Origin of the sequence: Streptomyces griseus (assembly GCF_001715295.1) — a bacterium.
In the GTDB taxonomy this organism is placed as follows: Bacteria; Actinomycetota; Actinomycetes; order Streptomycetales; family Streptomycetaceae; genus Streptomyces; species Streptomyces griseus_G.
In genome coordinates this window covers 928,260-953,593 of the sequence record NZ_MDKB01000001.1, presented here as the reverse complement: position 1 = coordinate 953,593, position 25,334 = coordinate 928,260, and the positions used below count along the sequence as shown (strand labels likewise).

General features: G+C 72.3%; 18 protein-coding genes. 3 read left to right on the top strand and 15 right to left on the bottom strand.

Going from position 1 to position 25,334, the window contains the following annotated elements; translation table 11 throughout:
- Nucleotides 1-76 precede the first annotated feature (76 nt).
- The 15 genes from BA175_RS03645 to BA175_RS03575 form a co-directional block, all read right to left on the bottom strand.
- The gene (locus tag BA175_RS03645) at nt 77-1,846 is read right to left on the bottom strand and encodes an HEXXH motif domain-containing protein (protein WP_254667800.1); all 1,770 of its coding nucleotides are present in this window, start codon (nt 1,844-1,846) and stop codon (nt 77-79) included.
- A gap of 56 nt (nt 1,847-1,902) precedes the next feature.
- Nucleotides 1,903-2,097 carry an aldo/keto reductase gene (locus BA175_RS03640; protein ID WP_069169730.1) on the bottom strand — a complete coding sequence of 65 codons (195 nt, stop codon included), beginning with the start codon at nt 2,095-2,097 and terminating at the stop codon, nt 1,903-1,905.
- A gap of 101 nt (nt 2,098-2,198) precedes the next feature.
- Nucleotides 2,199-3,305, bottom strand: a complete 1,107-nt coding sequence (locus tag BA175_RS03635; protein ID WP_069169729.1) for an effector-associated domain 2-containing protein — start codon at nt 3,303-3,305, stop codon at nt 2,199-2,201.
- Entirely contained in the window at nt 3,302-4,435 is a 1,134-nt protein-coding gene (locus tag BA175_RS03630) for a hypothetical protein (protein ID WP_438947309.1), read from the bottom strand. Before BA175_RS03630 ends, BA175_RS03635 begins: the two co-directional genes overlap by 4 nt.
- A 121-nt stretch (nt 4,436-4,556) precedes the next feature.
- Nucleotides 4,557-8,891 (bottom strand): FxSxx-COOH system tetratricopeptide repeat protein, encoded by a 4,335-nt coding sequence (fxsT, locus tag BA175_RS03625; protein WP_069169727.1) that lies wholly within the window; start codon nt 8,889-8,891, stop codon nt 4,557-4,559.
- Nucleotides 8,891-9,940, bottom strand: coding sequence for an AAA family ATPase (locus BA175_RS03620; protein ID WP_069169726.1), 1,050 nt, complete (start codon nt 9,938-9,940; stop codon nt 8,891-8,893). Before BA175_RS03620 ends, fxsT begins: the two co-directional genes overlap by 1 nt.
- Nucleotides 9,937-11,430 (bottom strand): VMAP-C domain-containing protein, encoded by a 1,494-nt coding sequence (locus BA175_RS03615; RefSeq protein WP_069169725.1) that lies wholly within the window; start codon nt 11,428-11,430, stop codon nt 9,937-9,939. The genes BA175_RS03620 and BA175_RS03615 overlap by 4 nt, the downstream gene beginning before the upstream one ends.
- Before the next feature lie 180 nt (nt 11,431-11,610).
- Nucleotides 11,611-12,618: a LacI family DNA-binding transcriptional regulator gene (locus BA175_RS03610; protein WP_069169724.1), complete on the bottom strand. Its 1,008-nt coding sequence runs from the start codon at nt 12,616-12,618 to the stop codon at nt 11,611-11,613.
- Nucleotides 12,619-13,266: 648 nt separating this feature from the next.
- Nucleotides 13,267-14,493, bottom strand: a complete 1,227-nt coding sequence (locus BA175_RS03605; RefSeq protein WP_069169723.1) for a cytochrome P450 — start codon at nt 14,491-14,493, stop codon at nt 13,267-13,269.
- Nucleotides 14,490-15,776, bottom strand: a complete 1,287-nt coding sequence (locus BA175_RS03600; protein WP_069169722.1) for a cytochrome P450 — start codon at nt 15,774-15,776, stop codon at nt 14,490-14,492. The genes BA175_RS03605 and BA175_RS03600 overlap by 4 nt, the downstream gene beginning before the upstream one ends.
- Before the next feature lie 301 nt (nt 15,777-16,077).
- Nucleotides 16,078-17,154, bottom strand: coding sequence for an acyltransferase domain-containing protein (locus BA175_RS03595; protein ID WP_175420733.1), 1,077 nt, complete (start codon nt 17,152-17,154; stop codon nt 16,078-16,080).
- On the bottom strand, nt 17,151-18,953 hold the full coding sequence (locus tag BA175_RS03590) for a glycoside hydrolase family 20 zincin-like fold domain-containing protein (RefSeq protein ID WP_069169721.1): 1,803 nt from the start codon (nt 18,951-18,953) through the stop codon (nt 17,151-17,153). Before BA175_RS03590 ends, BA175_RS03595 begins: the two co-directional genes overlap by 4 nt.
- Before the next feature lie 74 nt (nt 18,954-19,027).
- Complete coding sequence (locus BA175_RS03585; protein ID WP_069169720.1) at nt 19,028-19,939, bottom strand: polysaccharide lyase; 912 nt, start codon at nt 19,937-19,939, stop codon at nt 19,028-19,030.
- An 80-nt stretch (nt 19,940-20,019) separates the two neighbouring features.
- Complete coding sequence (locus tag BA175_RS03580) at nt 20,020-21,081, bottom strand: dihydrodipicolinate synthase family protein (protein WP_069169719.1); 1,062 nt, start codon at nt 21,079-21,081, stop codon at nt 20,020-20,022.
- Nucleotides 21,081-22,106 (bottom strand): NAD-dependent epimerase/dehydratase family protein, encoded by a 1,026-nt coding sequence (locus BA175_RS03575; protein ID WP_438947308.1) that lies wholly within the window; start codon nt 22,104-22,106, stop codon nt 21,081-21,083. The genes BA175_RS03580 and BA175_RS03575 overlap by 1 nt, the downstream gene beginning before the upstream one ends.
- A 130-nt stretch (nt 22,107-22,236) precedes the next feature.
- Here BA175_RS03575 and BA175_RS03570 point away from each other — a divergent pair, with 130 nt between their 5' ends.
- From BA175_RS03570 to BA175_RS03560, 3 genes are all read left to right on the top strand, one after another.
- Entirely contained in the window at nt 22,237-23,376 is a 1,140-nt protein-coding gene (locus BA175_RS03570) for a GntR family transcriptional regulator (protein ID WP_069169718.1), read from the top strand.
- Nucleotides 23,377-23,458: 82 nt separating this feature from the next.
- Nucleotides 23,459-24,481, top strand: coding sequence for a Gfo/Idh/MocA family protein (locus BA175_RS03565; RefSeq protein WP_069169717.1), 1,023 nt, complete (start codon nt 23,459-23,461; stop codon nt 24,479-24,481).
- Nucleotides 24,478-25,320: a sugar phosphate isomerase/epimerase family protein gene (locus tag BA175_RS03560; protein ID WP_079159354.1), complete on the top strand. Its 843-nt coding sequence runs from the start codon at nt 24,478-24,480 to the stop codon at nt 25,318-25,320. The genes BA175_RS03565 and BA175_RS03560 overlap by 4 nt, the downstream gene beginning before the upstream one ends.
- The last annotated feature ends 14 nt before the right edge of the window (nt 25,321-25,334 follow it).

Genomic DNA, 25,334 nt, shown 5'->3' with positions numbered 1-25,334 from the left:
GCTCCACCGGGAAGTGCGGGACCTCCCTCGGCCACGGACCGGCGACCGCGGCGGGCCCGGCATTCTCCCGGCCCCGTCACGCCCGGGGCGCGCCGCCCGCCAGCCACCGGGCGGTCCACGTCCAGCGGTCGGGAGGGGCGGCGGACAGCAGCGCCGCGAAGCGCTCGGGGCGGGCGAGCAACCGCCGGTCCTGGGGGTGCAGCGCCGTGTGCGCCAGCAGCCAGCCGGCCAGTGCGTGCGGGTCCGGCCCCAGGGAGGTGGGGGGCGCGGCCGGGGCGGCCAGCCGGGTGGCGTACGCGGTGCGCGCGGCCTCGGCGTCGCCCGCGACGAGCAGTTCGTCGCCGCCGGCCGCCGGGCCCGGCCGGTCCTTCCCCAGCAGATGGAGGCGGCCCCGGTCGTCCTGCCAGTATCCGCCCGCGTCGGGGGTGATCCGCGGTGGGCCGGCGGGCGTCGGGCCGGACCCCGAACGCAGCGCTTCGAGAAGCGCCTTCCTGTCCTCGTCGCCGCAGCGCAGGTTGCGCAGCCGCCACTCCACCCGGTGACTGACCGCCGACGCCCGGGCCCTCGCCACCACCGCCGGGTCGAGCGGCTCCGCGAGCCAGCCGTCGACCGTCTCGGACAGCCGGGTGACGAGTCGGCGCCCGGGTACGGTGAGCCGGGCCCGGGTGGCGAGGGTGCGCAGGACCATGCGGGTCTGGAGCCGGCGCAGCGCGAAGAGGAACGCCGCCCGTCCCTCGGGGTCCGCCCCGTGGTCCCTTGTCCGCTCCCGCCAGAACCCGGTCACGCCGACGAAGGCGTACGCCCCGTGCAGGAGCCCCGGCAGGTGGCGCGGATCGGCGCGCCAGGGAGCGTAGTGGGCCTCGGTCCGGTCGTCCTCGATGAGCGGGAAGAGGTGCAGCAGGGCGCCCAGTTTGCTGTGCTGGAACTCGTGGACGAGGGTTTCCGCGAGTGCGGGGCCGTCCGGCGGCCGGGCCACGACCATGGAGGCGAAGGCGTCGCCGGTGGAGGCGCTGAGCCCCGCCGGCGGCACCGGAAGGCCGACGTCACCGTCCTTGGCGCGCCAGGGGACGATCCGGCTGATCTCCTCGGGGCGCAGCCCGCCGGGGCCCGAGCCGTCCCCGCGCCGCAGGATGGCCACCGCCTCGTCGAACAGACCCTGCCAGGCGCGGAGTTCCTCGGGACCGAGGCGGCCCGGAGCGATGGGCTCGTCCAGGTCACGGTACGGGTCCAGGTCGTCGAGCTGCACGGCCCGCGTTCCCGGCCCCGTGCCGAGCCTGCGCACCGGCAGCCAGTGTGCGGACTCCGCCCCGTCGAGAGGGCGTACGACGATGTCGGATCCGCCGGCCTGCCGGACGGTGAGGGTCCCGCCGGACACCACGGCCCGTACGGTGTGGAAGCCGTCCCCGTTCCGGCCCGGCAGCCGCACCGTGCCCAGCGCGGGCAGACTCACCGCCCCGCCCCGGGCGGGCAGCAGTACTTCGGCGTGGGTGCCCGCGTGGAGGGCCGCCGTCGCGGCCACGGCGGCGATCTGGCCGGCGTCGGCCCACAGCGGCGGGCCCGAAGCCGTTCCGTGCAGCCGGCGCAGGGCGTGGGCCAGCCAGCTGCCGACCTGCGGGCTCAGCAGCAGTTCCTCGACCGGCTCCGGGGCCTCGGCGGCGGCGGCCTCCAGTGTGGGCCAGACCGTCCGGGCGTCCAGGGGGCCGAGGATGCCGGGATCCGCGTCGAGCAGGTCGAGGAGCTCGCGGAGCAGCAGGAGACGGCGGGTACGTTCGCCCCTGACCAGGAACGCCACGGCCTCGGGCGAGCCACCGCCTGCGGCGATCTCGTCGAACAAAGGACCGGGCATGCGGATCGGGGCGTACACATCGCTCCCTGTCGGTTCGTGAGACCGGCCGACCGGTCTCATTCGGCCCGTCCTGAGCCGGGTTCACCGCCCCCCATCGCGTTGCTGCGCGCACGCCGGAGCTCTGCGAGGAGGCGGTCGGCGGCCCCGGGGGCCGGGAGGCGCCGGAGATCGGCGACGCGCACGGCGGCCAGGTCCATGAGGTCGGACTCGAGGTGATCGGGTATGCCGTCGGCGGGTACCGGCTGGTACAAGGCGCGCTCCCCCTTCGCGAGCGGTGGCACGGGATGCCACCGTTTACTCCATCATGACGATTGAGACCTCTTACCGAAACCCGTGTGATCACGCCAGCCGATCACCTCCCCGGTCCGGGGTCTGTGACGAAGTCCTCTACGGCGGCTTTGAGTTCGGCGGCCCGGCCCGGGTCGTCGTCGAGCAGGGTCACGGCGTCGTACAGCTCCCACAGGCCGCCGGGCCGTGCCCGCAGTGTCCGGACGATCCCGACGACGTCGGTCCGCGGCATCGTGTGCCGCGGCATCCGTGCGACGGCGGAGGCCGGCAACTCGTTCACCAGCGCCTGCCGTTCGTCGCGGTCGTTCATCAGGGCGTACGCCAGAAGGGCGTCGATGAGCCGGGCGAGGGCCCGGCCGGCCGCCGGAGGGCGTGGGGCAGGTGGGGGAGGCGGTGGTGGGGTGATGTTGCGGGCCCATCCCGGTCTCTCCATGAAGACGGTGGGGAGTTGCGGGGCGTGCCCGGAGGCGGGCAGCGCGCTCATCCTCGCCTCCACGGCCGCGAAGAGGGCGGCGGGGTCGGGCATCGGGTCGGGCGGAAGCTCGCTCAGGACGATGTCCGAGAACACGCCGAGCCGGCGCTCCGGATCGTTGGCCGCCCGTTGCCCGCGGCCTGCGGCGAACATCAGGACCTGTTCGTGCCCCTCGACCCGCGCACCGGTGGCGAACCGCTCGTGGGGCAGGGTCTGCGGGAAGTGGTGCCGTTCGTCGAAGGTCCGGCACGCGTCGATCATCCACATCTGCCGGCCGAAGTCCGGGACGGCGTCGCTCCGGTAGGCGTCACGGGCCGACTCCACGTCGATGTTGCGCCGGTCGGTCACGGTGGCGTCGGCGCTGTAGAGCCGCAGGTGTTCCTCCCGGTCCAGCACGCCGTGGCCGCCCCACCACACCCACAGGGCGTCCCCGCCCAGGGCCGGGAGGTCGGTGACGAGGGCGCGCCGCAGGGAGGCGTGGTCGGCCGGCAGGTAGGGGACGTCGGGCTCGGCCCCGGGGAGCGGGGCGAGGTGCAACTGGATACTGGGGCCGGGAACGCCGCGGGCCAGCAGCCAGTCGCGGAACCGCAGCGCGTCCCGGGCCGGTCCCGGGAGGTCCCAGTCGGGTCCGGCGGCGTACCGTTCGATGCCGACGACCAGGGCGGCGACGCGGTCCGGCCGGACCGGTGCGCGGTTCACGGCAGTCGCTCCCCGATGGCCCGGAAGACGGCCGGGTCGCTCCAGTAGGCGCTGTGCGCGACGGGGAACGGCTGCCGGCTGTCGGTGGCGACGTCATGGGCTCGGCCGGGGAAGAGGGGCGCCGCCGCATATCCGAGAAGGTCACGGCGGTCGTAGAGATTCAGCCACGGAGGGACGTGCCCGGGCAGCGGGTCCGGGTGGACCAGGGAGGGCAGAGCGCCCGTCTCGTACAGGAAGGGCCCCTGCGAGCCGACGGTGACCAGCAGCTCGACGCCGGGCAGGGGGCCGGATATGAGGGTGTCGAGGCAGATGATCCCGCCGAGGCTGTGGCCGAGCAGGACGACGGGCGGTTCCAGGGGGGCGAGGAACGCGCGCAGGCCTCGGCGGACGTCCTCGCCGCGGGCCAGGTACTTGAGGATGTCACCGGCGGCCGGGTGTGCCGCGTCGGTGAGGGCGCGGCGCCGCCGCACCGCGTAGCGGGAGCCGAGACGCACGAGCGGCCGGCCGGCCAGGCGGAGCAGAGGCCCGCGGCCGGTGCCGGCGGGGGCGGCGCCCAGGCGTTCCGCGACCACCGCCACGGCGGCGTCCCGGGCGTCGCCTCCGCCCTGCACGGGGCTGTCCGCGTCGAGGGCGTCGGCGGTGGCCTCGGCGATCACCGCCCGGGCCAGCACCCAGGCCAGGGTCTCGCGGTCGAGCGCGTCGGCGGCTGGACCGAGGAGAGGGGTGCGCGCGAGCCGGGCCGCGGCCTTGCGCAGCCCGGGGGCGAGCGGCCCGGCCCCGGGCTCGTCCTGAGCGGCGAGGCCGAGGAGGAGGGCTCGCGGGCGTTCGTCCGGGAAGGCGGCTCCGGGCGGCGTGACGCGGCCGGCCGCTCCGGCGGCCGCCGCCGCCAGTTCGGCCCACGGGTCCTCGTAGAGCCGGGCCCACTCCTGCGCCTCGTCCCGTTCCCCGGGCTCCGCGGCGTCCCGGCCTGTTCCTGAGCTGGGTGGTGCGGGGATGCTGACGCCGTCGGCGGCCAGCGCGGCACCGTACCGCTCGCCCCACCGGTAGGCGAGCAGGCGCGCGTGCGGCGCCGTCGCCGTCAGGCCCGAAGCGACCTGCGTGAGCAGCGTGGTGAGGTGTGGTTCACGCACACCCGTGCCATGAGTGAAGACCACCGTGGTCATGTGTGCGCCCCCGTCGGCTCGTTGCCGCCGGCCGGGCCCACCGCGCGCGTGCGGTGGGCCGGCCGGCGGTTGTCCGTTCCCCGCCGTGTCACATCGGCAGCGGCGTGATGTCGCACTCGATGCGCTGGTGCAATCTGGCCGCGGTGTGCCACGGGTGGCTGTCCCCGATCACCCGCGCAAGGCCGTCCACCGCGAGGGTGTTGAGCCGGTCGGCCTCCGCCGACTCGCCGAGACCGCGCTGGTCCAGCGAGAGGTTGGCGGTGCACGCGAGGGTCAGGGGATGGTCGGCACCCGCGGTCTCGGACAGCTTCGCGAGGACCGCGGTATCGGCGTTCCTGGCCCGGGTGAAGTCCAGCCGGGCGTAGTGGTCGTTGGCCCGGCACATGGCTGCGGTCAGGGTGGCGACATGGGTTTCGCCCAGGGTGCCACCCAGGTCCGCAAGGGCTCCGGTGTCCAGGCTCTCGGCCCCGTCGATGTCGCCCTGGGCCCGCATCGTCGCCGCCAGGTTCACCTTGGCGAACTGTGTGTACTGGTGGCGGTCGCCGAGCACCTTCCGGTACGCGGTCAGCGTCTGCTCACCGAGTTCCCTGGACCCCGCGAGGTCGCCGTTCAGTCGGCGCTCGACCATCGTGTGGACCGCGGCGCCGAGGGCGTCCGTGTTGTTGAGGCCGTAGCGAGTGGTGAAGCGTTCGAGTGTCTGCTCGGCCAGAGCGGCGCCCCCCTCGGTCACACCCGCCCGGCGACGGCAGACGGCGAGGTTCAGCGCGGCCCGGATGGTGGAGGCGTTGGTCTCGCCGAAATGGGTGACGTAGGTGAGGTAGTTCGACTCCTGCAGCGCACGCGCGCCGACGTAGTCACCCGCCTCACGGATGTCGATGGCCAGTCCGCTGAGCGTGTTGAGGGTGAGTCCGCTCGCGGGGCCGTACAGGAGTTCGCGCTGCCGTGCCGTCTCCTCGTCGATCTCCCGCGCCGTGGCGAACCGGCCGTTCAGCCTCAGCGTCACGCAGTAGTCGTGCGCGGCGCTCAGCGTGGTGGGGTCGTCCGGACCGAACAGGTCACTCGCGCGCGCGTAGGCCTCCTCCGCCAGATCGCTGGCCTGCCGGAACTCGCCCTGGTACCGCAGGGCGCCGGCCATCTGCCACATGGAGTCGATGAGTTCCTCGTCGGGGATCTGCGCACCCCGCGAGATCGCCAGAGCCCGCTCGTTGTGCTCGACCGCCTCGGCGGGGCGGCCGAGCAGCCTCAGGTAGAAGCCGAGAAGCTTGGTGATCCTGATGACGTGCAGGTCCTCGTCCCCGGACTGGGCACGCCAGGCTGCCCACGCCAGCCGGGCCTGGGCCGCGCCCGACTCGTGCGCCCCCCAGTAGTACAGGAACATGACCATGTCGTAGACGAGGTCCCGGACCCAGGCGTCGGAGCTCTCGACCGCCTTGGAGGCGATCACATGAGGCAGGATCGCCTGGTAGGCGGGCCACTGGTCCGGGGAGGCGGGTGCGCCGGGCTTGGCCGTCGTGAGCAGCAGGTGGGCCGCCCGTGTCATCCTGGCCCGTTCCTCGGGGTCCATCCTGGCGACGATGACGTTCTGCATGAGCCGGTGCATCTGCAGGGTGCCGGTCTTGTGGTCCAGCCTGACCAGGGACAGCTTGCTGAGGTCGCGGGTGGCGCGGGCGAGCAGCAGCGGGTCGCGCAGGACCGGGTCGAGTTCGGGGGTGATCTCGACGTTGCGGCCGCCCCGGAAGAGGCTGAGCGGAATGGGTTCCGGCGCCATGCAGGCGCAGATCTCCAGGAGCTGGCGTGCGGCGGGGTTGTCCTGCGAGAGGCGGCTCAGTGAGATGTCCCAGACCGCGGCGACCGGGAGCGGGTAGTCGGGGGACGGGTCGAGTTCGAGGATCTCGGGCCGCCGCTCCTCCAGCAGGCCCAGGTACTCGTCCACGGGCATCCCGGTCGCGGCGTGCCAGGCACCCGCCTGCTCGACGGCGAGCGGCAGGTCGCCGAGCGCGGCGGCGAGGCGGTCGGCGTCCGCGGTGCTGAGGCCGCGGGCGCGGCGCTGCAGGAGCGCGATGCTCTCGTCGCGGTCGAAGACGTCGACACTGAGGGGGGTGGCGACGCGTTCCCACTCGCGGTTGCGCGAGGTGACGATGATCTTCCCGGGGCCGCCGTTGGGGAAGTAGGAGCGGACGGCCTCGATGTCCTCGGCGTTGTCGAAGACCAGGAGCCAGTTGTCGAAGGGCTTTCCGGTGCGCAGTGCCTCGCGGACGGCCGGGACGGCGGCGTTGGCCTGCGGGCCGACCTCCAGGCCTAGGCTGCGGGCCAGGTCGGCGAGGGCTCCGAGGATCAGGTTCTCCTGCTCCGCGGGGATCCACCAGATGACGTTGAACTCGCCGCTGTGGCGGTAGACGTACTCCACCGCGATCTGCGACTTACCGACCCCGCCCATGCCGTGCAGCGCGTGCGGCAGGACGGCCGTGGTCTCGTCCTCACGCAACTGCCGTTCCACCGCCGCCAGAAGGCTTTCCCGCCCCGTGAAGTTGGGGTTCTTCGGTGGGACGTTCCCCATGATCTTCGGCTGGCCGGTGCGGACGAAGCGTAGCTCCGGTGCGGTGACTTCCATGCTCTGGTCGGCCCTCCGGGCATCCTGGTCAACTTCTGCGGGTGTCGTGGACGACACGGATCCTCCTGTGGAAACGGCCGGATGCGACCGGAGAGCGGCGGCATTCTCATTCACGTCAAATGCCTCTTTATCATCTCTGGTCCCCGTTGCCGCCGAACCCGCGCCGTGCAGCAGGACGGTGTTCAGACGTGCCGCCCTGGCCCGGTACGGCTGCCCGCCCAGGGCGCGCAGCACGGCGAGTTCTATGCGCAGCCAGGCCTGGCCGCCCGCCCGGTCCGGCAGGGCGGCGCGCGCCGGGTCGCGCAGCGCGGCGCGCAGCCGGATGCCCTGGGTGCGGCCGGTCCGTGACTCCGCCAGCAGGCCCACCGCACGGGCGAGTTGGGTGCGGTTGCTGGTGGCCAGCAGCGCTTCGCGTACCCCGTCCGCGAAGTCCGGGCCTCCGTCGCCGTCGCGCTCCCAGTCGATGAGCCCGCCCATCATGATCTCGGCGAGATGGTCGGGGCCCGACTCGGGGAAGGCGCGGTCGCGCAGCTCCTGGATGACGTCGAACCGCATCGGCGCCACGGCGAGCAGCACGGCCAGCTGACGTGCGAGCGGGCTGGCCAGGGCGACGAACCTGCGCACGGCGTCCGCGGCCGCGCGGGGCCCGTCGATCCGGGGGGTGCGCAGTCCCGGCGTGGACACTCCCTTGGCCATCGCCCCGGCGAGGACGACCGGCAGCGCCCGGCGCACCCCGCGCTCACCCGTGACCAGATCGGCCCAGGCCCGGAAGGAGCCGGGGCGCAGGCTGAGCACCGGGACGGCCACGGAACCGTCACCCGAACCGGTGAGCGCGCGGCCGCCCTCGGGTACCCCGTGCAGGGAGTGGCACAGGAAGTGCCGGTTGAGGGCGCCGAAGCCGCCGGCGTCCAGCTGTGCCCGGAAGGGGTACACGGAGGACCGGTGGCGCAGGTACGGGGGCAGCAGATGGACGAGGGCCGTGGGGCCGGCGGCCGAGAGCCTCCCCAGCAGTTCGTCGGCCCCGCGGTCCGCCCAGCCGGGCGCAAGCCCGTCGGTGACGACGAGGAACAGCCGGGCCCCCCGGCCGTCGAGGAGCTCGGCGGGGTGGGCGTGCCGGTTTCCCGGCCAGCGCAGGACGGGGGCGGCGCCGCTGGGCAGGGCGACATCGACGGTACGGACGTCCCGGAACGCACCGCTGCGCACCGCCTCGTCCGTCAACCGGCTGACGGTGTCCGCCCATACGGGCATGGTGGGCGCGCTGTCCACGAGGAGCATCAAGTCGAAGGCCCGCTCCTGGACCGGTTCGAGGTACGGGATCCACAGGCCGTCACTCAGCCCGTGCTCGGCGGTGCGTTCCTCGTCGAGGCGGCGTTGGTGGCGGGAGGGAACGCTTCGGCCCAGCCCGCGCAGTGCCCTGGCGAGCCGCAGCGGCACGGTGTGCCGTGAGGGGCGCGGGGACGGCGGGAGCACGGCCTCCGGGCGACCGGACCTGGCCTCCTCGACGGCGCGCAGCACGAGGTCGCGCGGGTCCAGGGTGTGCGTGCTCCCGGCGGGCACGGTCTCCGGGGACCACGAGTCGGCGGCCGGGAGCGGGAGGTCGGTGGGCAGCGGCTCCGGCCCCTCGTCGGGTAACGCTCCCCCGGCGGGGTCGGTCCCGCCGTGCGAGGAACGGCCGGCCCGGCGCCACGCCGCCGCGAGCCAGACGGCGTCCCCCAGGTCCCGCCAGCTCGTGCCGTCCGCCGTGCGACCGGTCGCCGCACCGCTCGACGCTGCCGTCGAGTCCGGGGCGCGTTCCCGTGGCAAGCCGTTCATCAGCGGCCTTTCGAGAGGTCGCGAAGGAGCATCTCAATGAGATTACGCCCCTCGCCGTCGGCCCGGAATCCATGGGCCGTGGTGAGTTGCACGGCGTTCAGCAGCTGGTCCACCGACTGGGTACCGCCGCCGTCCAGGCGTCTGACGAAGTCGTCGACGATCTCCTCGATGCCCTCGGGACGCTGCCGCAGATGGCTGACGACGATCGACACGAGCTGCTCCCGGCCGGGCGGCCGCATCTCCAGGGGCAGGCAGCGACGGCGGAAGGCGGCCGGGAACTCGCGCTCGCCGTTGCTGGTGATCACGACGACGGGGAACTCGGCGCACTCGACCCGGCCCGAGCCGATGACGGCCCGGCCGTGCGGGTCGTCGGTGAAGACCGAGACGTCGCCCTCACCGGCGCGCACCAGCTCGGGGATGTCGTAGCAGCCGTTCTCCAGGACGTGGAGCAGGTCGTTGGGCAGGTCGATGTCGCTCTTGTCCAGCTCGTCGACCAGCAGGACGCGGGGCCTGCGGTAGGCGAGCAGCGCCGTTCCCAGCGGGCCGAGGGTCAGGAAGTCCCCGAGCTCCGGAGCGTCGCCCCGCGCGTCGGTCCCGCTCCCCGCGCCCGCACGCCAGGCGGCGATGGCCTGCGCCCGCCCGATGGCGTCGTACTCGTAGAGCCCGCCGCGCAGCGTCGTGCGGCTCACGATGCTCCAGGGCAGGACCCGGCCGAGGCCCAGTTCCAGGGCGATCAGATAGGCCAGGGTGGATTTCCCGACACCGGGGGGCCCGGTGATCAGCAGGGGCCGGCGCAGCAGGAGCGCGGCGTTGACCGCGTCGATCTCCTCGTCACGCAGTTGGGCGCCCCCCTGCACGGCGCCGAGCCGGCGCAGCGCCGACTGGGCGTCGTCGGGCGGGGGTTGCTGCTCGGGACTGCCGGAGAAGGTTCTCCACGGGGGCGGCGACGGGAGTACCGGCGGCTCCCCGGCGGGCGGCCGGCCCGTCGCGTGGAACACCCTCCAGGAGGGCGGCGCGACGGGGCGCGATGCCGATTCCTGCTCGGTCATGCCGTCAACTCCTCACAGTCGACCAGGCGGTACGGATCGTCCCAGAAGAAGGCCATGTGCTTGCCGACGGAGAGACTGTCACGCCCGAGCCCTTCGGCTTCCTTGCGTAACTGACTTACCTTTGAAGGGAGTTGGGACGGCGGATGTGCGAGCAGCAGGGTCAGCACCTCACCCGAGAGATCGGGGCTGTCGGTTCTGCGGTCCCACGCCGCAAGGCCCACTCCTTGTTCGATGGCGATGATGAGCGCGTCCAGACCGCGGTCGGGCAGTGCGGGAACATCGAGTATGACCGCGGTCAGCCGGGGGTTGGCGGCAAGGTCGGCGCGCCATCGGTCCAGCCGTTCGCCACGCTCCCCGTGCCAGCGATGGGGCTCTGCCACGCCGATCTTCCTGAGCTGTGCCCAACGGGCCCGCCAGCGCCCGAGCTCCTCGGTGTCGCGGCTCCTCATGCGTTCGAGGCTCCGCAGGTGGACATGGTAGCGAAGTGCGAGGGGCATCGGGACATGGGTGCGCGTACCCAGTTCGAGCCGGGCCATGTCGTGGTTCAGGTAGCAGAAGGGCAGTACGAACTCGACCTGGACCGTGGGGTCGTGCTCGGTCTCGGAGACATCCGCCCAGCGTGACGCACCCCGGCCGATGGCCCGCTCCACCGCCCCCGCCAGGGCGTCCAGGGTGGTGCGCTCCACGTCTCCGGCCATCGGTTCCCAGTATCCGGGTGCGGCGTTGACCCAATGGCGTACGTAGATGTCGGCCGAACCGTCGTCGGCGGGCTCCACCATCACGACCAGGCAGCGTGGCACCTCCGGGTCGCTCCTCGGGAGGGCGGCGAGCGCGCGCCTGCGGTCCTCGAGAGCCCGTACGAGCTCGGGGCCGGCACCCAGGGCCCACCGGTCGGACCACTCCATGAGCGACTCGCGCAGCGCCGGCTGCTGGTCGAGGGCCAGGACCTCGACCAGCACCAGGGCCGGGGGCAGTCCGTCGGCCTGGGCGCTGACCCCGCACAGGAAGTCGAAGCGCTGGGCGGGCGACTGCCCGTGCGGGACGTCCACCCCGAGCTCGTGGTTGAGGATCGTGTAGAGACGGGAGTCGTGACCGCCGCGCACCTCGGCGAGCAGTCGCCGGATCTCCTGGACGGCGGTGTCGTCGAACTCGGGGTCGGGCTCGCTCACCTCTTCGCCGGGGAGACCGCTGCCCACCAGACGGGCCAGCCGGGCGGAGTCCTCCGGGCCGGCGACGACACCGACGGCGAGGACCAGGGCCTCCAGGCCCCGTTCGCGTTTCATCACGTCCATGACGAGCGCCAGCATGTCGACGCGTGGGGTCCTGCGCAGGTAGGTGATCTCGACGCCGAGGTGCCATCCCACGAGCGCCACCAGGTGGATGCACTGGTCGGGATCGCGCACGCACGGCAGCGCGCACAACTCGTTGACCAGCACCCCGATGAGGTACGCGTCACCCTCGCCGGGCCCCTGAGATACGTGTGCTCCCACCGACCATCCCCCAACGAGTCGGTTCCACCCTCACGACCGATCGCGAAGCTATCACGTCGGATCTTCAGCAACCAGGTTCATTCCCAGGCCCACGGGCCTCCATACCGCCGCTGGGCCCCCGGTCCCCGTGAGGCACCCTGCGGAGCTTTCACCCCATCGGGTGGAGACTCCCTGCGGACTTCAGGACGGGGCCGGGCCCGTGCTCGCCCGGACGGTCAACACCGGCTCCAGCAGCTCCACTTCGTCCGAACCGCGGCCCGCGAGCTTCGCCACCACCTGCTCCACCGCACGGCGGCCCATCTCCTGGGCGGGAATGGCCACCGAGGTGAGCCGCACCGAGGCCTGGGTGGCCACCTGTTCGGGACAGACGGCCACCACGGACACGTCCTCCGGAACCGCTCGCCCCTGCTGCTGCAGCAGGTTGAGCAGCGGCTCGACCGCCGCCTCGTTCTGCACGACGAACCCGGTGGTGCCCGGCCGTTCGTCGAAGATCCGGGCCAGGGTGCCGGCCATCGCCGCGTACCCGCCCTCGCACGGCCGGTGCAGGACCCGGACGTTCGCCTCCTGCGCCTTGGCGCGGATGCCGTCCACGGTCCGTTCGGCGAAACCGGTGTGCCGTTCGTAGACGGCGGCGGCTTCGCCGATCACCGCGATGTCGCGGTGCCCGAGCCCCGCGAGATGGTCGACGCAGAGCGCGCCGGTCGCCTCGAAGTCGAGGTCCACGCAGGTCAGTCCGGTCCGGTCGGCGGGCAGTCCGATCAGGACCGCCGTGTGCCCCGACTCACGCAGCAACGGCAGCCGCTCGTCGTGCAGTTCGACGTCCATGAGGATCATCGCGTCGGCGAGGGAACTCCCGGCGATCCGTCGCACGGCCGCGGGGCCCTCTTCACCGGTGAGGAGCAGCACGTCGTACCCGTGCGTGCGGGCGGTCGTGGCGACGGCGATGGCGATCTCCATCATCACCGGTACGTACATGTCCGTGCGCAGGGGCACCATCAGAGCGATGATGTTGGACCGGCTGCTGGCGAGGGCCCGCGCACCCGCGTTGGGGTGGTAGCCGAGCTGCTGGATGCTGTGTTCCACCCGCTCCCGGGTGGTGGCGGAGATCGACCGCTTCCCGCTGAGGACGTAGCTCACCGTGCTCGCGGAGACTCCGGCGTGCTGGGCGACCTCGGCAAGCGTGACCATTCAGCTCTTCCTTACGGATGAGAGGGGCGAAGAGGAGAGTTGGTGAAGCGCTTCAACAGCACCTCGTGCCGCTGCCGCTCACCTCTGACATGCACAGACACCGTGAACACTAGACTCGCTCCCTGGTACTGTCCAGAGTGCCGGGGAGGCGCCAGTCGAAGCGCTTCGACCCTGTGCGGCCCCACTGCCGCACGGCGCTCCGGTCGCTCCCCCACCGTGTCTCAGGACGTCGGGGGTGTCCAGTCACCGAGCCGGTCGGCGGCCTCCTGAGCTGCCGTCGCGGATGCCGGGAGCCGGCGCCGGCCGTTGCCCGCCCGGGACCGGTGGTGCGGTACCCGGCGAAGCGGTCGTCCTCCCCGGGAAGCCGCTCATGCCGGTCCGGACGGCGAGGTGCCACGGCTGTCGTCACCCGCCCGGCAGGACCGGACACCCCATCGGTTGCCTACGCGAAGAACCGCCGCCGGGTGGCGGGCGACCGGACGCGCTGTCGGGCCACGGGGGACGACGGCGTCCACCGCGAACCCCCAGGGCCGGTTGACCTGCACCTCCGTCCCCCTCCGGAGCTCATGGCCCCGCGGCAGCGCGACGGCGGCTCCGGAGGCGTCAGCGAGGGACCGACACCTGTGCGACGCGCCCCGCACGACCGCCTCAGCCGTGCAGGAGCACCGGGAACGCCTCCATGTCGTTCTGCGTCATCACCGGCAGCTTGCGGATCTCCTCGTCGGGTATCGCGAGCTTCAGTCCGGGGAAGCGGCCGAACAGCGCGGGCAGCGCGATGCCCGCCTCCACCCGTGACAGGGCGGCGCCCGGGCAGATGTGGGGGCCGTGGCCGAAGGTCATGTGCCGGATGGGCGCCGGCCGGGTGACGTCGAAGACGCCGGCGTCCTCCCCGTGCTGGGTGGTGTCCCTGCCGATGGCCCGGTAGGAGATCACGACCCCCTCCCCCTCGGAGATCACCTGGTCGCCGACCCGCACGTCCTCGGTCGCGAAACGCATCAGCAGGTGGGTGGTGGGGGTGTCCCAGCGCAACGTCTCCTCGATCACCGACTCCCACGGCACCTCCCCGTCCAGCACCTTCCTCAGCTGGTCGGGGTGGGTCAGCAGCGCGCGGACGGCGTTGAGGACGAGCCCGATCGTGGTCTCGTGCCCGGCGGCCACCATGGCCTTGAGGTTGCCGACGACCTCCTCCTCGGTCAGCGGCTCCCCGCCCTCCTCGGCAAGGATCAGGGCGCTCGTGAGGTCGTCCGTGGGGCGCGCCGTCTTCTCCCGTACGAGTTCGGTGTAGAAGACGTCCAGCTCCGCGAGCAGTGCCAGCCGTTCCTCCTGCGGGGTGAGCATGGAGAAGAACGCCTTGTACTTGCGGGTCAGCATGGGGTGCAGGGCCCGGTCCACGCCCATCAGCAGGCCCACCACGCGCATGGGCAGCGGCTGGGCGAAGACGGCCTTGAGGTCGACGACGCCGTCCGCGCCCTGCTCGGCGAGCGCGTCCAGCAGTTCCTCGGTGAACTTCTCGATGTCCGGGCGGATCGCCTCCAGCCGGCGTGGGGTGAGCGCCTGGGAGGTCTTGGTACGCAGCCGCCGGTGCTCGTCCCCGTCGACGGTGAACATGGAGCGTCCGGCGTCGATCATGCCGATCAGCGGCCAGTCGTGGGTCACCTCACCGCTCCGCCAGAGTTCCCAGGCGTCGAGATCCTTCACCAGCCGGCTGTCGACGAGGAGGTGCCTGGCCTCGGCGTGCCGGGTGACGGCCCAGGCGGGAACTCCGAGGAGATCGATGCGGGTGAGCGGCTCGGCCCGGCGCAGCCGTTCGGTCTCACCGTCCAGGTCCCGGACCATGGGGTCGATGACCACGGGGGCGGTATGCGGGCAGGTCACAGCAGGTCTCCTGTCGTTCGTACGGCGGCGAACCGGACGGGCAGCGCGTTCATCCCGCGGAGAAAAGCGGATGGCCGGCGTACCAACTCGGCTTCCGGTACCGCGAGTTCGAGGTCCGGCAGCCGGTCGAGCAGAACCTCGATACCGGTGCGGGCGATCGTCTCGGCGATCTCCTGGGCCGGGAAGGGGCAGCGGTACTCGCCGTGGCTGAACGCGAGGTGGGCGCCGTTGCTCGCGCGGCGGCCGCCCCCCATGTCCTGACGTACCAGCGGGTCGGTGTTGGCCGCCCCCAGTCCCAGCAGAAGCATGTCCCCGGCCCGGACGCTGCGCCCGCCGAGCCGGGTGTCGCGGGCCGCCCAGCGGCCGGCGAGGATCTGCGTGGGACTCTCCTCCCAGAGCACTTCGTTCATGGCGTCACCGACGCTGCGCCGGCCACCGGAGAGGGAGTCGGCGAACTCGTCCTCGGTGAGCATGAGCCGCAGGGAGTTGCTGATCCAGTCGGCGGTGGTGAGGTGCCCTGCGGCCGTGACGGCCATCAGGTCGAGTGCGTACTCCTCGTCCGTGAAGGGTTCCGGATCGGCGAGCATGCGCGAGGTGACGTCGTCCCCCGGTACGGCCCGCTTGGCGGCCACCAGCCGCCGCATGTGCTCCCCGAACCGTCCGTACGCCTCCTGCGCCCCCGGCCCGCCGTCTGCCAGGTCCTTCAGGACCCGGGCGATGTCGGCGCCTTCCTCGTCGGGGAAACCCACGAGGCGGGCGAGGACGAGGACGGGCAGCGGCTCCGCGAAGTCCGCGACGAGATCGGCCGTACCCCGGTTGCACATGTCGTCGACCAGCCGGTCGGCGAGCTGCTCGCAGTGGCTCCGGATCTCGAACGGATCCGCTCCTTCGAGGGCGGGCACCACCATGCGGGAGTGCCGCCGGTGCTCGGCGCCCGCGGTGAAGTAGATGGACGGCATGGGCCGTCCCACCATGGGCAGCAGCGGCCAGTCCTCCGGGATGTTCGCCCACTGGTTCCACAGCCCGACGTCCCTCGGGAACAACTCGCCGTCGCTGGTGACCTGGTGGAGTTCCCGGTAGCCGACGACGAGCCAGGCGGGGAAGCCCCCGGGGAGCTCGACCGGCACCACGGGCCCGTAGGTGTGACGCATGGTGCGGTACAGGGCCTGCGGCGCGGTGTGGAACTCCGGCCCGCCGAGGGGCACGGGGCCGGTCGCGAGGCGTGCCGGGCAGCCACCGCCGGGGGCGGGGGCGGACCCGGCGGATAAGGAGGGGGTCTGCATCGTACGGGCTCCAGGAGGACGGCTTCGGGCGTTGCGGCCATACGATCAACGCAGTTCAACTATAGGGAGGTTGGGTGAAGCTTTGGGGAAGGATCACCGATACCTGCACGGTGAACTGCGCCCCTTCCGGCTGGCGTCCGCGCCGATGAGGGACGACGGGCACAGGGTCCGCGTGGACACGGTCCACTGCCTGAGTGTGTCTCCGCAGGAGCCGGAGACCACGCTGTTGGTGGTGCGGGTCACCGCACTCGCCACCCGCCGCCCTCGCAGGGGCCGCCGACGGGTCCCGCTGCGCCGGGTCCTACCCGGGCGGCCTTCGAGAGAAGTGATCCTTCACCGGGTGCGCGCTGTTCACCGCCGACGTACGGGGACGTTCGGCGTTCTCCGGCGGTGCGGGCAGGGCGGTCCAGCCGTGGGCGAGATGCCAGTGGCGCCCCGCCTGTAGGTGGTCAACCACGGCGCGTTGCAGCGCTGTCCGCTGCGGCAGCCGGGCGAGGTCGGTCGTGCCGGGGCGGAGGTGGAAGACGAACTGCAGGATGTCGGCGTCGCCGACGGGTCGGCTCCCGAAGCGGGTGAAGCGCTGTTGGAAGCGGAGGATGTTCGAAGTCGAAGGCAGGTACGCGGCGAGTTGGTCGTCCAGGAGCCAGGAACTGCAGGTGGCGAACCGGAAGGCCTCGTCGGGGAAATGCTGTGCGTAGAGGTGCCGCGCTGCCCGGTGCGATGCGTCGCACCCGGCCGGCGTCAGCGGCCCCTCTTCGGGGATGTGCACGGCCAGGACCCGCTCGCCGTCCGCGGGCCCGTCCGTCCCGGGCGAGCCGCCGAGCGCTGCTGAGTCCAACGTGGTGCGCTCGAACTGCAGGCGTCCGATTCGGTGCAGCGTGCCGCGGAAGTGCCGCATCGCCCACCGCTGCCGGTCGAAGCCGCCGGTGCGGTGGGCGAGGCGGTATGTGGTCATCTTGGCGCCGACGTCGGCGAAGGTGGCGGCGACGATGTCGTCGGGGATGCCGAGGCGTCTCTGTCGTTCGAGGGCTGCCGGAAGTGCCAGCAGGTACAGGTGCAGGTAGAAGTAGCGTCCTGCCTCCATGAGAGCAGCGGGCGCGTCGGGCCAGACTGTCTCCTGCGGCGGTGGCGCGGACCGGGAGAACAGGGTCCGGTGGCAGCGGCGCAGTGCCTGCCACCGGTCAGGGGCACGCACCGGGTCCGGCAGTGTCGCCAGGACGGGCCCCCTGTCCTCGGCGGGGACGGCGAGGAGTCGCATACGGCGGAGGGCCTCGTCGGGCGCCATGGGCTCGGGGCCGGGGATGTCGCCCGTGGCGTTCTGGAGGCCGAGGATGCCCAGCCACTCCTCGACGTCCGGCGTCGTCGGGGTACGCGTCATCGGTCGGCCGCCCGCTGCAGTTGGTGACGCAGTGGGTCGATTCGGGTCAGGCTGTCGTCGAGGCCACCGGGGCGCGAACGCAGCAGCCAGCAGGCCTGCTGCTCGGCGAGCAGCGGTTGCAGGCGCCGCAGCAGCCGACGGGCCGTGTCGGCGGGGATCGCGTCGGCTCCGGCTGTGACTGCTGTGCGTGCGCGCAGGACGTCCACGGCGAACTCCGCGAGGTCGATCGAGTGCAGGAGTTCACGCACGACGACGTCGCCGTCGGCTGCGGCCAGATCGGTGACGGACAGGTCGCGGCGGCTCTCGGCGAGGGCGTCGGCGGCGGCGTCCAGGGCGGCCGGCGTCGGCAGGTCCGGCAGTGGTAGCGAGGTGTCGGGGAACAGCGTGCGCGCGACGGGGGACCCGTTGAGGAGTGGGACCCCGAACAGCCGGTACACGCTGCCCAGGCGCACCAGGACACTCCCGGCGAGCCCGGCCGCGTCCAGCAGCACATGGTCGTCGAGTACGGCACCGACGTCGAGTTCCCGGTTGGTGTCCAGGCACCAGCTCGCCGCGCCGCCGAACACGGCGGGGCCGAAGGTGACGGACGGCGGGTCCCACATGCCGTTGTCGCCCCAGGCGGTGAGCAGGTAGCCCGAGGCCCCGTGGGCCAGGCCCGCCTCGGCGGCGTCCACCATGTTCTCCACGGCGTTGTCGAGGCGGCCGACGACGCTGTTCCAGTTGCCGGCCCCGGGCGCCACCCAGTAAGGGATCCTGGCGTCACCGAGGAGCTTGCCGTGGGAGGCGAAGCCGTCGCGTAGGCGATGGAGGTCGGCGCCGCGTAGCTGCCAGGCACCGGCCTCCGTGCTGCCGATGTCCATGACCTCCGCGATGTGCCGTGGAGCGTCGTACTGCCAGAGCACGGGTATCGCGCCGGGTGGCACCCGGTCCAGCAGCTCGGGGTGGCCTGCGAAGACGTCGGCCCAGAACTGCACGGTGTACCCGGCGTCCAGCCAAGGCCGTAGCACGGAGGTGACGTAGTCGAAGTAGACCGTGCCCAGACCGTCGCGGCGCGCCCGGTCCCGGGACCGGCCGGTCCCCAGCTCGAACGGCTCGTCGGCGCCGATGTTGAGCCGCCGGGCGCGGACGTGCGCGGTGGTCTCCGTGAGCAGGCTTCCGGCGAAGTCCGCGTTGGCGGCGGTGGGGGCGAGGGTGCTCGGCGGGTGATGGGCTCCACCGCGCTCGAAGCCGTCGGGGTTCTCGGCGCGGTGCGCGTAGGCCGGGTGGGCGAGGAAGCGCTCCATGTGCCCGAAGGTGTTCTGGTTCACCACCAGGTCGATTCCGGCCGCGGCGCAGCGTGCGTCGAGCCACCGCAGGTCGCCGGCGGTGAGCGGGGACGCGTCCTGCCAGACCTGCCGGTGGTCGGGGAAGGCGTAGGTGTGCTCGGTGTACAGCTCGAACTGGTTGAAGCGGGCCAGGGAGAGGATGTCGACCCAGCGTGCCAGGGTGCGGCGGGTGGGCACTCGGTCCCGGCTGATGTCGAGCAGGAAGCCGCGGCGCTCGAAGTCGGGGTGGTCCGAGATGTCGTAGCCGGTTTCGGGGAAGTCGGGTGCCGCGCGCAGTTGGTCGAGGGTCTGGAGGGCGTAGCGCAGCCCGGCCGGGTCCCGGTGGTGGACGCTCACGCCTTCCGGGCCGGTGCGCAGGCGGTAGCCCTGGGGAGGTAGTGCGGGGTCGAGGGTCGTGGTCACCGGAGTGCCGGCGGGAGCGCCGCCCGGGAAGGTGGTGAGCGAGCGGGGTACGGGGAAGGGCGTGGTGGGCAAGGAGGTTCTCCGGGGCGGGTGAGCTGCCGTGCCGGGAGGCCGCGGGGGCCTCCCGGCACGGCAGGTACGGTCGTTCAGCGACAGGTGCTCAGCTCGCAGATGTCCGCGCGGTTGGTGGACACCTTGATGTCGTCGTACCAGACGTAACCGTCATTGGCCGGGGCGAACTCGGCCGTGCCGCCGCCGGCGAAACTGGAGAAGTACGCCTTGTCGATCTGGTCGCCGTTGCTGACGAAGCTCAGACCGGTCTTCTTGGCGGCGGACTCGCCGTTGTAGAAGATCTCGATCTCACCGTCGGCATTCGCTTGCCCGCCGGTGACGGTGTTGACCTTCAGGCGCTGGACGACGTTGACCCACTTGCCCTTGGGCCAACGGATATCGGCGCCGTCCTTCTGCAGGACTATGTCGTCTCCGTACTCGCCCTCGTGTTCCATGCTGTAGTAGTACACAGCTGCCTTGCCGTCGCTCTTGCTCCAGATCGGGCGCGAGGTGAAGCCGTTGGTTCCGGTGCACGGTTGCCCTCCGGAGCAGGCTTTTCCGCCTGCGAGTCCGATACCGACCTTGCCCGCGAACAGGGTGGTGCCCCAGCTGAAGTCGCTACTGAACTTCACCCAGAACGACAGGTAGTACTCACGGGCCTTGGGGATGCTGAAGGGTGCGAGGGCGCCTGAGTTCTGGGGGTCGATCTGGCCCTTGGGATAGAAGACGCGCAGCGACTTGCTCCCGCTGTGTGCGGGGGTGCTGCTGTCCACGCGCGTACGGGTGTTCCAGCCTTCGGATGCGCCGCCGTCGGCATGGGGCCAGCCGTCCGCGGCCCAGTCGGAGATGGTGTACGGGTTGCCCGCGGTCGGCCGCTCGAAGCCGTTCGGCTGCAGGGCGGCGGCGCGCGTCTCTTCCATGCGCCCGGCCATGGCCTGAGGGGTCAGGGTGAGGGTGGCGAGCACGCTGGTCGCGGCACCGACCAGGAGCAGGTTCTTCGTCTTCATCGTTCGTCCTTCCTCTTCACGGTGTACGTCCCGGCGACGGGGACGGATGGGGTGGTGGGGACACACCTCGGGGGCGGACCTCAAGACAGCCAGCGGGGCAGCCCCTCGGCGACGAACACGTCCTCCTCTCGGAGCCAGGGGTAAGCGGTGTGTACGCGGGCGATCTCCTCGGCCTGGCCGGGCGAGAGACCTTCCGCGGGGTCCAGGCACCAGACGCCGGTGAACAGGTCCTGGCGGCGGAGCACCTCGTGAACTCCCGCGATGCAGCCGGCGAAGCCGCCACGCACGTCGTAGACGGCCGCGTTGGCGTCGGTGTCCCCGGCCAGCCGGGCCAGGGCGCGCCGTCGGGCAGCCTGGTCGCCGGCGCGGGCGGCGTGGATGTCGTCGAGCAGCCGCACCGCGGAGCGGGTCCACACCGCCCAGTGGCCGAGGAGCCCGCCGGTGAAGTGGCGTACGACCGGGCCCGCCGGGCCGGAGACGTGGTAGGGGGTGAGCAGGTCGGCGACGATGGTGTCGTCGTTGCCGGTGTACAGGGCCACGTCGTCGCCACGGTCGGAGGCGGCGATGCCCTGGACGAGTTCGAGGGTGCGGTAGCGGTCGAAGGGAGCGGCCTTGACCGCGACGGTCGACTCCTGGTCGGCCAGCCGTCGCCAGTAGGTGCGGGGCAGATACCGGCCGCCGACGGCCTCCTGGAGGTAGAAGCCGATCACGGGCAGTACCTCACCGATGGCGGCGCTACGGTCCAGGAGGGCGTCCAGGTCCGCCTCGGGCAGCCCGGCGGGTGAGACGAGGACAGCGTCGTAGCCCAGTTCGCGGGCGGTGTGGGTCTCTTGGACAGCCTGTCGCACGGGCCCGCAGACGCCTGCGATGCGCAGGAAGGGCCGGTCGCCGACGGCTTGGCCGGCCTCCTGCGCGGCGAGTTCGAGCACGGCGCGCAGCAGTCCGTGGTCGCGGACGGCGAATTGGGTGGTGTGGACGCCGACGGCCACGCCCCCCGCGCCGGCTGCCACGTAGTAGCGGGTCAGGGCGCGCTGGCGTCGCTCGTCCAGAGTCCGGTCGGCGTGCAGGGCCAGGGGATGGGCGGGGATGACGGAGCCGCGGTGCAGGAGTTCGGCGGTGGCCAGGGGGAGGGTGGGCGGCATCAGAAGCGTCCGTCCCTGCGCTCGAACTTGGTCGGCTTGTCCCATAGTGCGTTGCCTGCTCGGAGCCAGGCCGCTTGCAGGTCGATGAGCTGCCCGAGGGTGCGGTCCGGGTATCCGAACAGGGCGTGGCATGCGGTGGCGTCGCTGAGCAGGCTGGTGGCGGGTGCCTCCCCCGTGAACACGGCCTTCACGTCGAGGCGTTCGGCGAGCCGCAGGGCGAGCGTGCGGACGCCGGCGGTCTCCGGTCCGGTGAGGTTCAGGGTGAAGGGCGTGCCGCCGCGGGCGTGTCCGATGCTGCGCAGGACGACCTCGTTGGCGTAGCGCTGCCAGACGACGTTGACCGCGCCGGTGTCCAGAGCGACGGGCTGCCCTGCGAGCAGGGTGCGGGCGAGGTCGGCCAGCACGCCGTAGCGAGGCTCGACGGCGTAGTTGAGGCGGATCAGGGCGACGGGGGTGTTCCGGGTGTGGGCGGCGTGGGTGAAGACCCGCTCGCGGCCGAGGCAGGTGAGGGCGTAGTCGCCCTCCGGCCGGGGCGCGTCGCTCTCCAGGGAGCCGCCGGTGACCGGGGCGGTCATCCCGTACACGTTGCCCGTGGACAGGGCGACGATCCGGGCTCCGGGCCAGCGCCGGGCGACGTGGTCCGGCAGCACCGTGTTGGTCATCCACGCCTGCTCGGGTGCGGCGGCGGTGCCGAACTTGGCGCCGGCCAGGTGGATCACCGCGCCGGCGTCGGGCAGCGCCGCCAGGGCGCCCGGGTCGGACAGGTCGGCGGTGACCGTCTCGACGCCGTGCTCCGCGAGTTGTTCGCGCGGGGCCGGGTCGGTCCACCGGGACACCGCGAGGACCCGGGAGTCCGTGTGGCCCGCGCCGTCGAGCGCGCGGCGGGCCATGGCCGCGATCCCCGAGCCGGTCTTCCCGCCCGCCCCCAGGACCAGTACGTCACCGGGCCAGGAACGGGCATCGGCCACCAGTCCGGGTCCCGGCCGGCCGAGTTCCTCCTGAAGGTCCGCTATCCCCGTCAGCAATTCGCACATCATCTCTCCCGCCCAGAATTCATTCCTGCGAGAGGAATGAATTCTCCAATTTATTGCCGCGTGGCCACAAAAGCACTGTGAACCTGTTGACGCAAGAGCGTGTTTGACGCAATCTCCTGGAATGAAGTCGGCAAGAGAGAAGGATTCATTCCTTCAACGCCCCAAATACCTGCACCTCGCAAACCGTCTGCGTGTCGACATCGAGAACGGCCTGTGGGCCCCCGGTGCCCAGCTTCCGGTCGAGCGGGAACTGGCCGAGACGCTGGCGGTGAGCGTCAATACCGTTCGCCGCGCGGTGGGGGAACTGGTCGCCGAGGGCATCGTCCAGCGGCGTCAGGGCTCCGGCACCTTCGTCACACCCGAGGCCTCCGCTCCCCCCGAGTCTGCGGGGGCACCGGAGGGCCGCCGGCTCATCGGTGTGCTCGTGCCGTCCACGACGTACTACTACCCGCGGGTGGTGGACGGGGTTCAGCGGGTGCTGCGGGAGGCGGGGGCAGGTGTCGTCCTGGCCTCGTCCAAGTACGACCTCGGCGTCGAGCGGGACGAGTTGCGGGCCATGCTGGACAGTGGTGTGCAAGGTCTGCTGCTCGTACCGAACCTGCACCTGATGAGCGACCCCCAGGGATACGTGGACGGCCTGCGGGAACTCCCGCTGCCCTACGTCCTGGTGGAGCGCAGGCCCCCGGCGCCGGAGCCTGACGACCCCACGTCGTACGTGGGCACCGACCACAGCGGCGGCGTCTGTCTCGCCCTGCGTCACCTTCACGGCCTGGGCCACCAGCGGGTGGGGCATCTGGGCAGGAGGCGTACCGGCACGTCGGCGCGCGTCGCCCAGGGCTTCGACGAGGCTGCGGCGCTGCTCGGGCTCGACGTCGTCGACGGCTCGGTGGCCCGGCAGGAGGGGTGGGCGGCGGCGGAGATCGCCGCGTACGTGCGTTCCTGCGCCGCCGCAGGTGTCACGGCCGTCTTCTGCCACGGCGACCGGGACGCCGCGGCTCTGGTGGTCGAGGCCCGGCGCCAGGGGCTGACGGTGCCGGACGACCTCGCGGTCGTCGCCTACGACGACGAGGTGGCGGAGGTCGGCGACGTACCACTCACCGCGGTCTCGCCCCCCAAGGCCGAGGTGGGCGCGCTGGCGGCCCAGCTCCTGCTGCGCCGGTTGGAGGCGGGCCACGACGCCCTCTGCCACCGCGCGGAGATCCAGCCCCGGCTCGTGGTCCGCGCCTCCTGCGGTGCCGTGCGGCCCGCAGCGTCGGTGTGACTTCCCCTGCCGACACCGTCCACTCGCCATCCGGGCCGGCCCTTCGTTCGGTCTTTTTCCACCTTTTCGACAGGAGACATGCATGAGCAGCAACCCGATCACCGGCCGGTTCCGCATCGGGGTGATCGGCGCAGGGAGCGTCGGCGCCGCCCATGTCCGGGCGGCGGCGGACGCCACGGGCTACCGGATAGCCGCGATCTGCGACACGCTCCCCTCCGCAGCCCGCGACCTGGCGCCTTCCGGTGTGCCCGTCTTCTCCGCACACCGGGACATGTTCGCGGCAGCCGAGCTCGACGCGGTCATCGTCGCGGCACCGCACTCCCTGCACACGCCGATGGTCACCGATGCCGCAGCTGCCGGGCTGCACGTCCTGGTGGAGAAGCCGATGGCGACGACCGTCGAGGACTGCACCCGGATGATCGACGCCTGTGACCGGGCCGGCACCCTGCTCGCCGTCGCTCATGTCGTGCACTTCGACCCGCTGGTCCAGGAGGCGCGGCGTCTCGTCGCCTCCGGGGATCACGGCCGGCCCGTGCTGGTGACGCACCGGCGCTCGGCGCACTACGAGCCCGGCTCGCGGCCCTCCTGGTTCTTCGACCGTGAGCTGGCCGGAGGCGGCATCGTCCTCAACGTCGGCACCCACGGCCTGGACCGCATCCAATGGCTCACCGGCTCCCCGGTGCGGCAGGTCAGCGGTGTGGTCCGGGGCAGGGACGGCGTCGAGGTGGAGACCGACGCCCTCGCCCTGGTGGAGCTGGCCGACGGCACCGGCGCAAGCCTCGCCCTGACCAGCCGCGGCGCCCCGTACTTCGACGAGACCGAGGTGGTCATGGACCGGGCGACGCTGCGCGTCTCCGCCACCGAAGGGTTGTTCCTGCTGCGCGGCGGCAGCTCCGTACGGTTGCTCGACGCCGACCCCGGCCGGCAGGAGCAGGCGCTGCGAGCCCAGTTGGACGGCTTCGTCGCCGCTGCCCGCGGCGAGGCGGGCGCACGGTATGTGGACGCCGCCTACGGCCGGTCGGTGGTGGCTGCCGCGCTCGCCGTGTACCGCTCGGCGGCGGAGGGCGCCCGGGTCGCCCTGCCCCTCGAAGGAGTTCCGGCGTGAACCGGCGTGCCTTCAGCACACTCGGCTGCCCTGGAGCAGGCCTCGACGAGGTGGTACGACTTGCCCGGACCGGCCCCTGCGACGGTGTCGAACTGCGCTGTGCAGACGGCCAACTGGCCTACCCTGGCATGCCGGACGCCGAAGCCGACAGGGTCGCCGCACACCTGGCCTCGGCGGGCCTGGACATCGTCTGCCTGGCGTCGTACGTCCAGGTCGCCGCCGACGGCGCGGACGTGGTGGAGGACCTGGCCGGGCACCTGCGTCTGGCCGCCAGGCTCGGCGCTCCCTGCGTGCGGGTCTTCGGCGGCGGAGCCGACCGGCCGGAGGGACGGCGCGAGCGAGCGGTCCGCCGTCTGTCCCAGGCCGCCCCGCTGGCTGCGCGGCTGGGCGTGGACGTCCTACTGGAGACCCACGACGAGTTCCTCACCGGCGCACAGGTCACCGATGTCCTCGAGGCCGTCGCCTCCCCTGCTGTGGGCGCGGTCTGGGACGCGGTCAATCCCTGGCGCGCGGGGGAGACCCCGGATCACACCGCCGCCGTGCTCGGTCCCTGGATCCGGCACGTCCAGTTCAAGGATGTCGCCACCCCCACCGACCTTCGCCCGATCCTGCCGGGCCACGGCGTCCTCCCGTTGGCCGCCGTCACCGAGCAGTTGCACAGGCTCGGCTACCAGGGCTGGATCAGCCTGGAGTGGGAGCGTGCCTGGTACCCCCGGGCCGCCCGTCTCGACCATGCACTGACCGCGTTCCACCACGTGCTCGACGCTCTCGACCCACTCGCGGACACCCCGCCCTCTCCCGCCGGCCCCACCCCGTCCGGCCGTCCCGCCCATTCCTGAACGTCCCCGAAGAG

What these genes read in the sequence shown, in the direction of transcription:
- BA175_RS03645 (WP_254667800.1), bottom strand. Translation starts at nt 1,846, where the DNA reads ATGCCCGGTCCTTTGTTCGACGAGATCGCCGCAGGCGGTGGCTCGCCC.
- fxsT (WP_069169727.1), bottom strand. Translation starts at nt 8,891, where the DNA reads ATGAACGGCTTGCCACGGGAACGCGCCCCGGACTCGACGGCAGCGTCG.
- BA175_RS03620 (WP_069169726.1), bottom strand. Translation starts at nt 9,940, where the DNA reads ATGACCGAGCAGGAATCGGCATCGCGCCCCGTCGCGCCGCCCTCCTGG.
- BA175_RS03610 (WP_069169724.1), bottom strand. Translation starts at nt 12,618, where the DNA reads ATGGTCACGCTTGCCGAGGTCGCCCAGCACGCCGGAGTCTCCGCGAGC.
- BA175_RS03600 (WP_069169722.1), bottom strand. Translation starts at nt 15,776, where the DNA reads ATGCAGACCCCCTCCTTATCCGCCGGGTCCGCCCCCGCCCCCGGCGGT.
- BA175_RS03595 (WP_175420733.1), bottom strand. Translation starts at nt 17,154, where the DNA reads ATGACGCGTACCCCGACGACGCCGGACGTCGAGGAGTGGCTGGGCATC.
- BA175_RS03585 (WP_069169720.1), bottom strand. Translation starts at nt 19,939, where the DNA reads ATGAAGACGAAGAACCTGCTCCTGGTCGGTGCCGCGACCAGCGTGCTC.
- BA175_RS03580 (WP_069169719.1), bottom strand. Translation starts at nt 21,081, where the DNA reads ATGCCGCCCACCCTCCCCCTGGCCACCGCCGAACTCCTGCACCGCGGC.
- BA175_RS03570 (WP_069169718.1), top strand. Translation starts at nt 22,237, where the DNA reads ATGAAGTCGGCAAGAGAGAAGGATTCATTCCTTCAACGCCCCAAATAC.
- BA175_RS03565 (WP_069169717.1), top strand. Translation starts at nt 23,459, where the DNA reads ATGAGCAGCAACCCGATCACCGGCCGGTTCCGCATCGGGGTGATCGGC.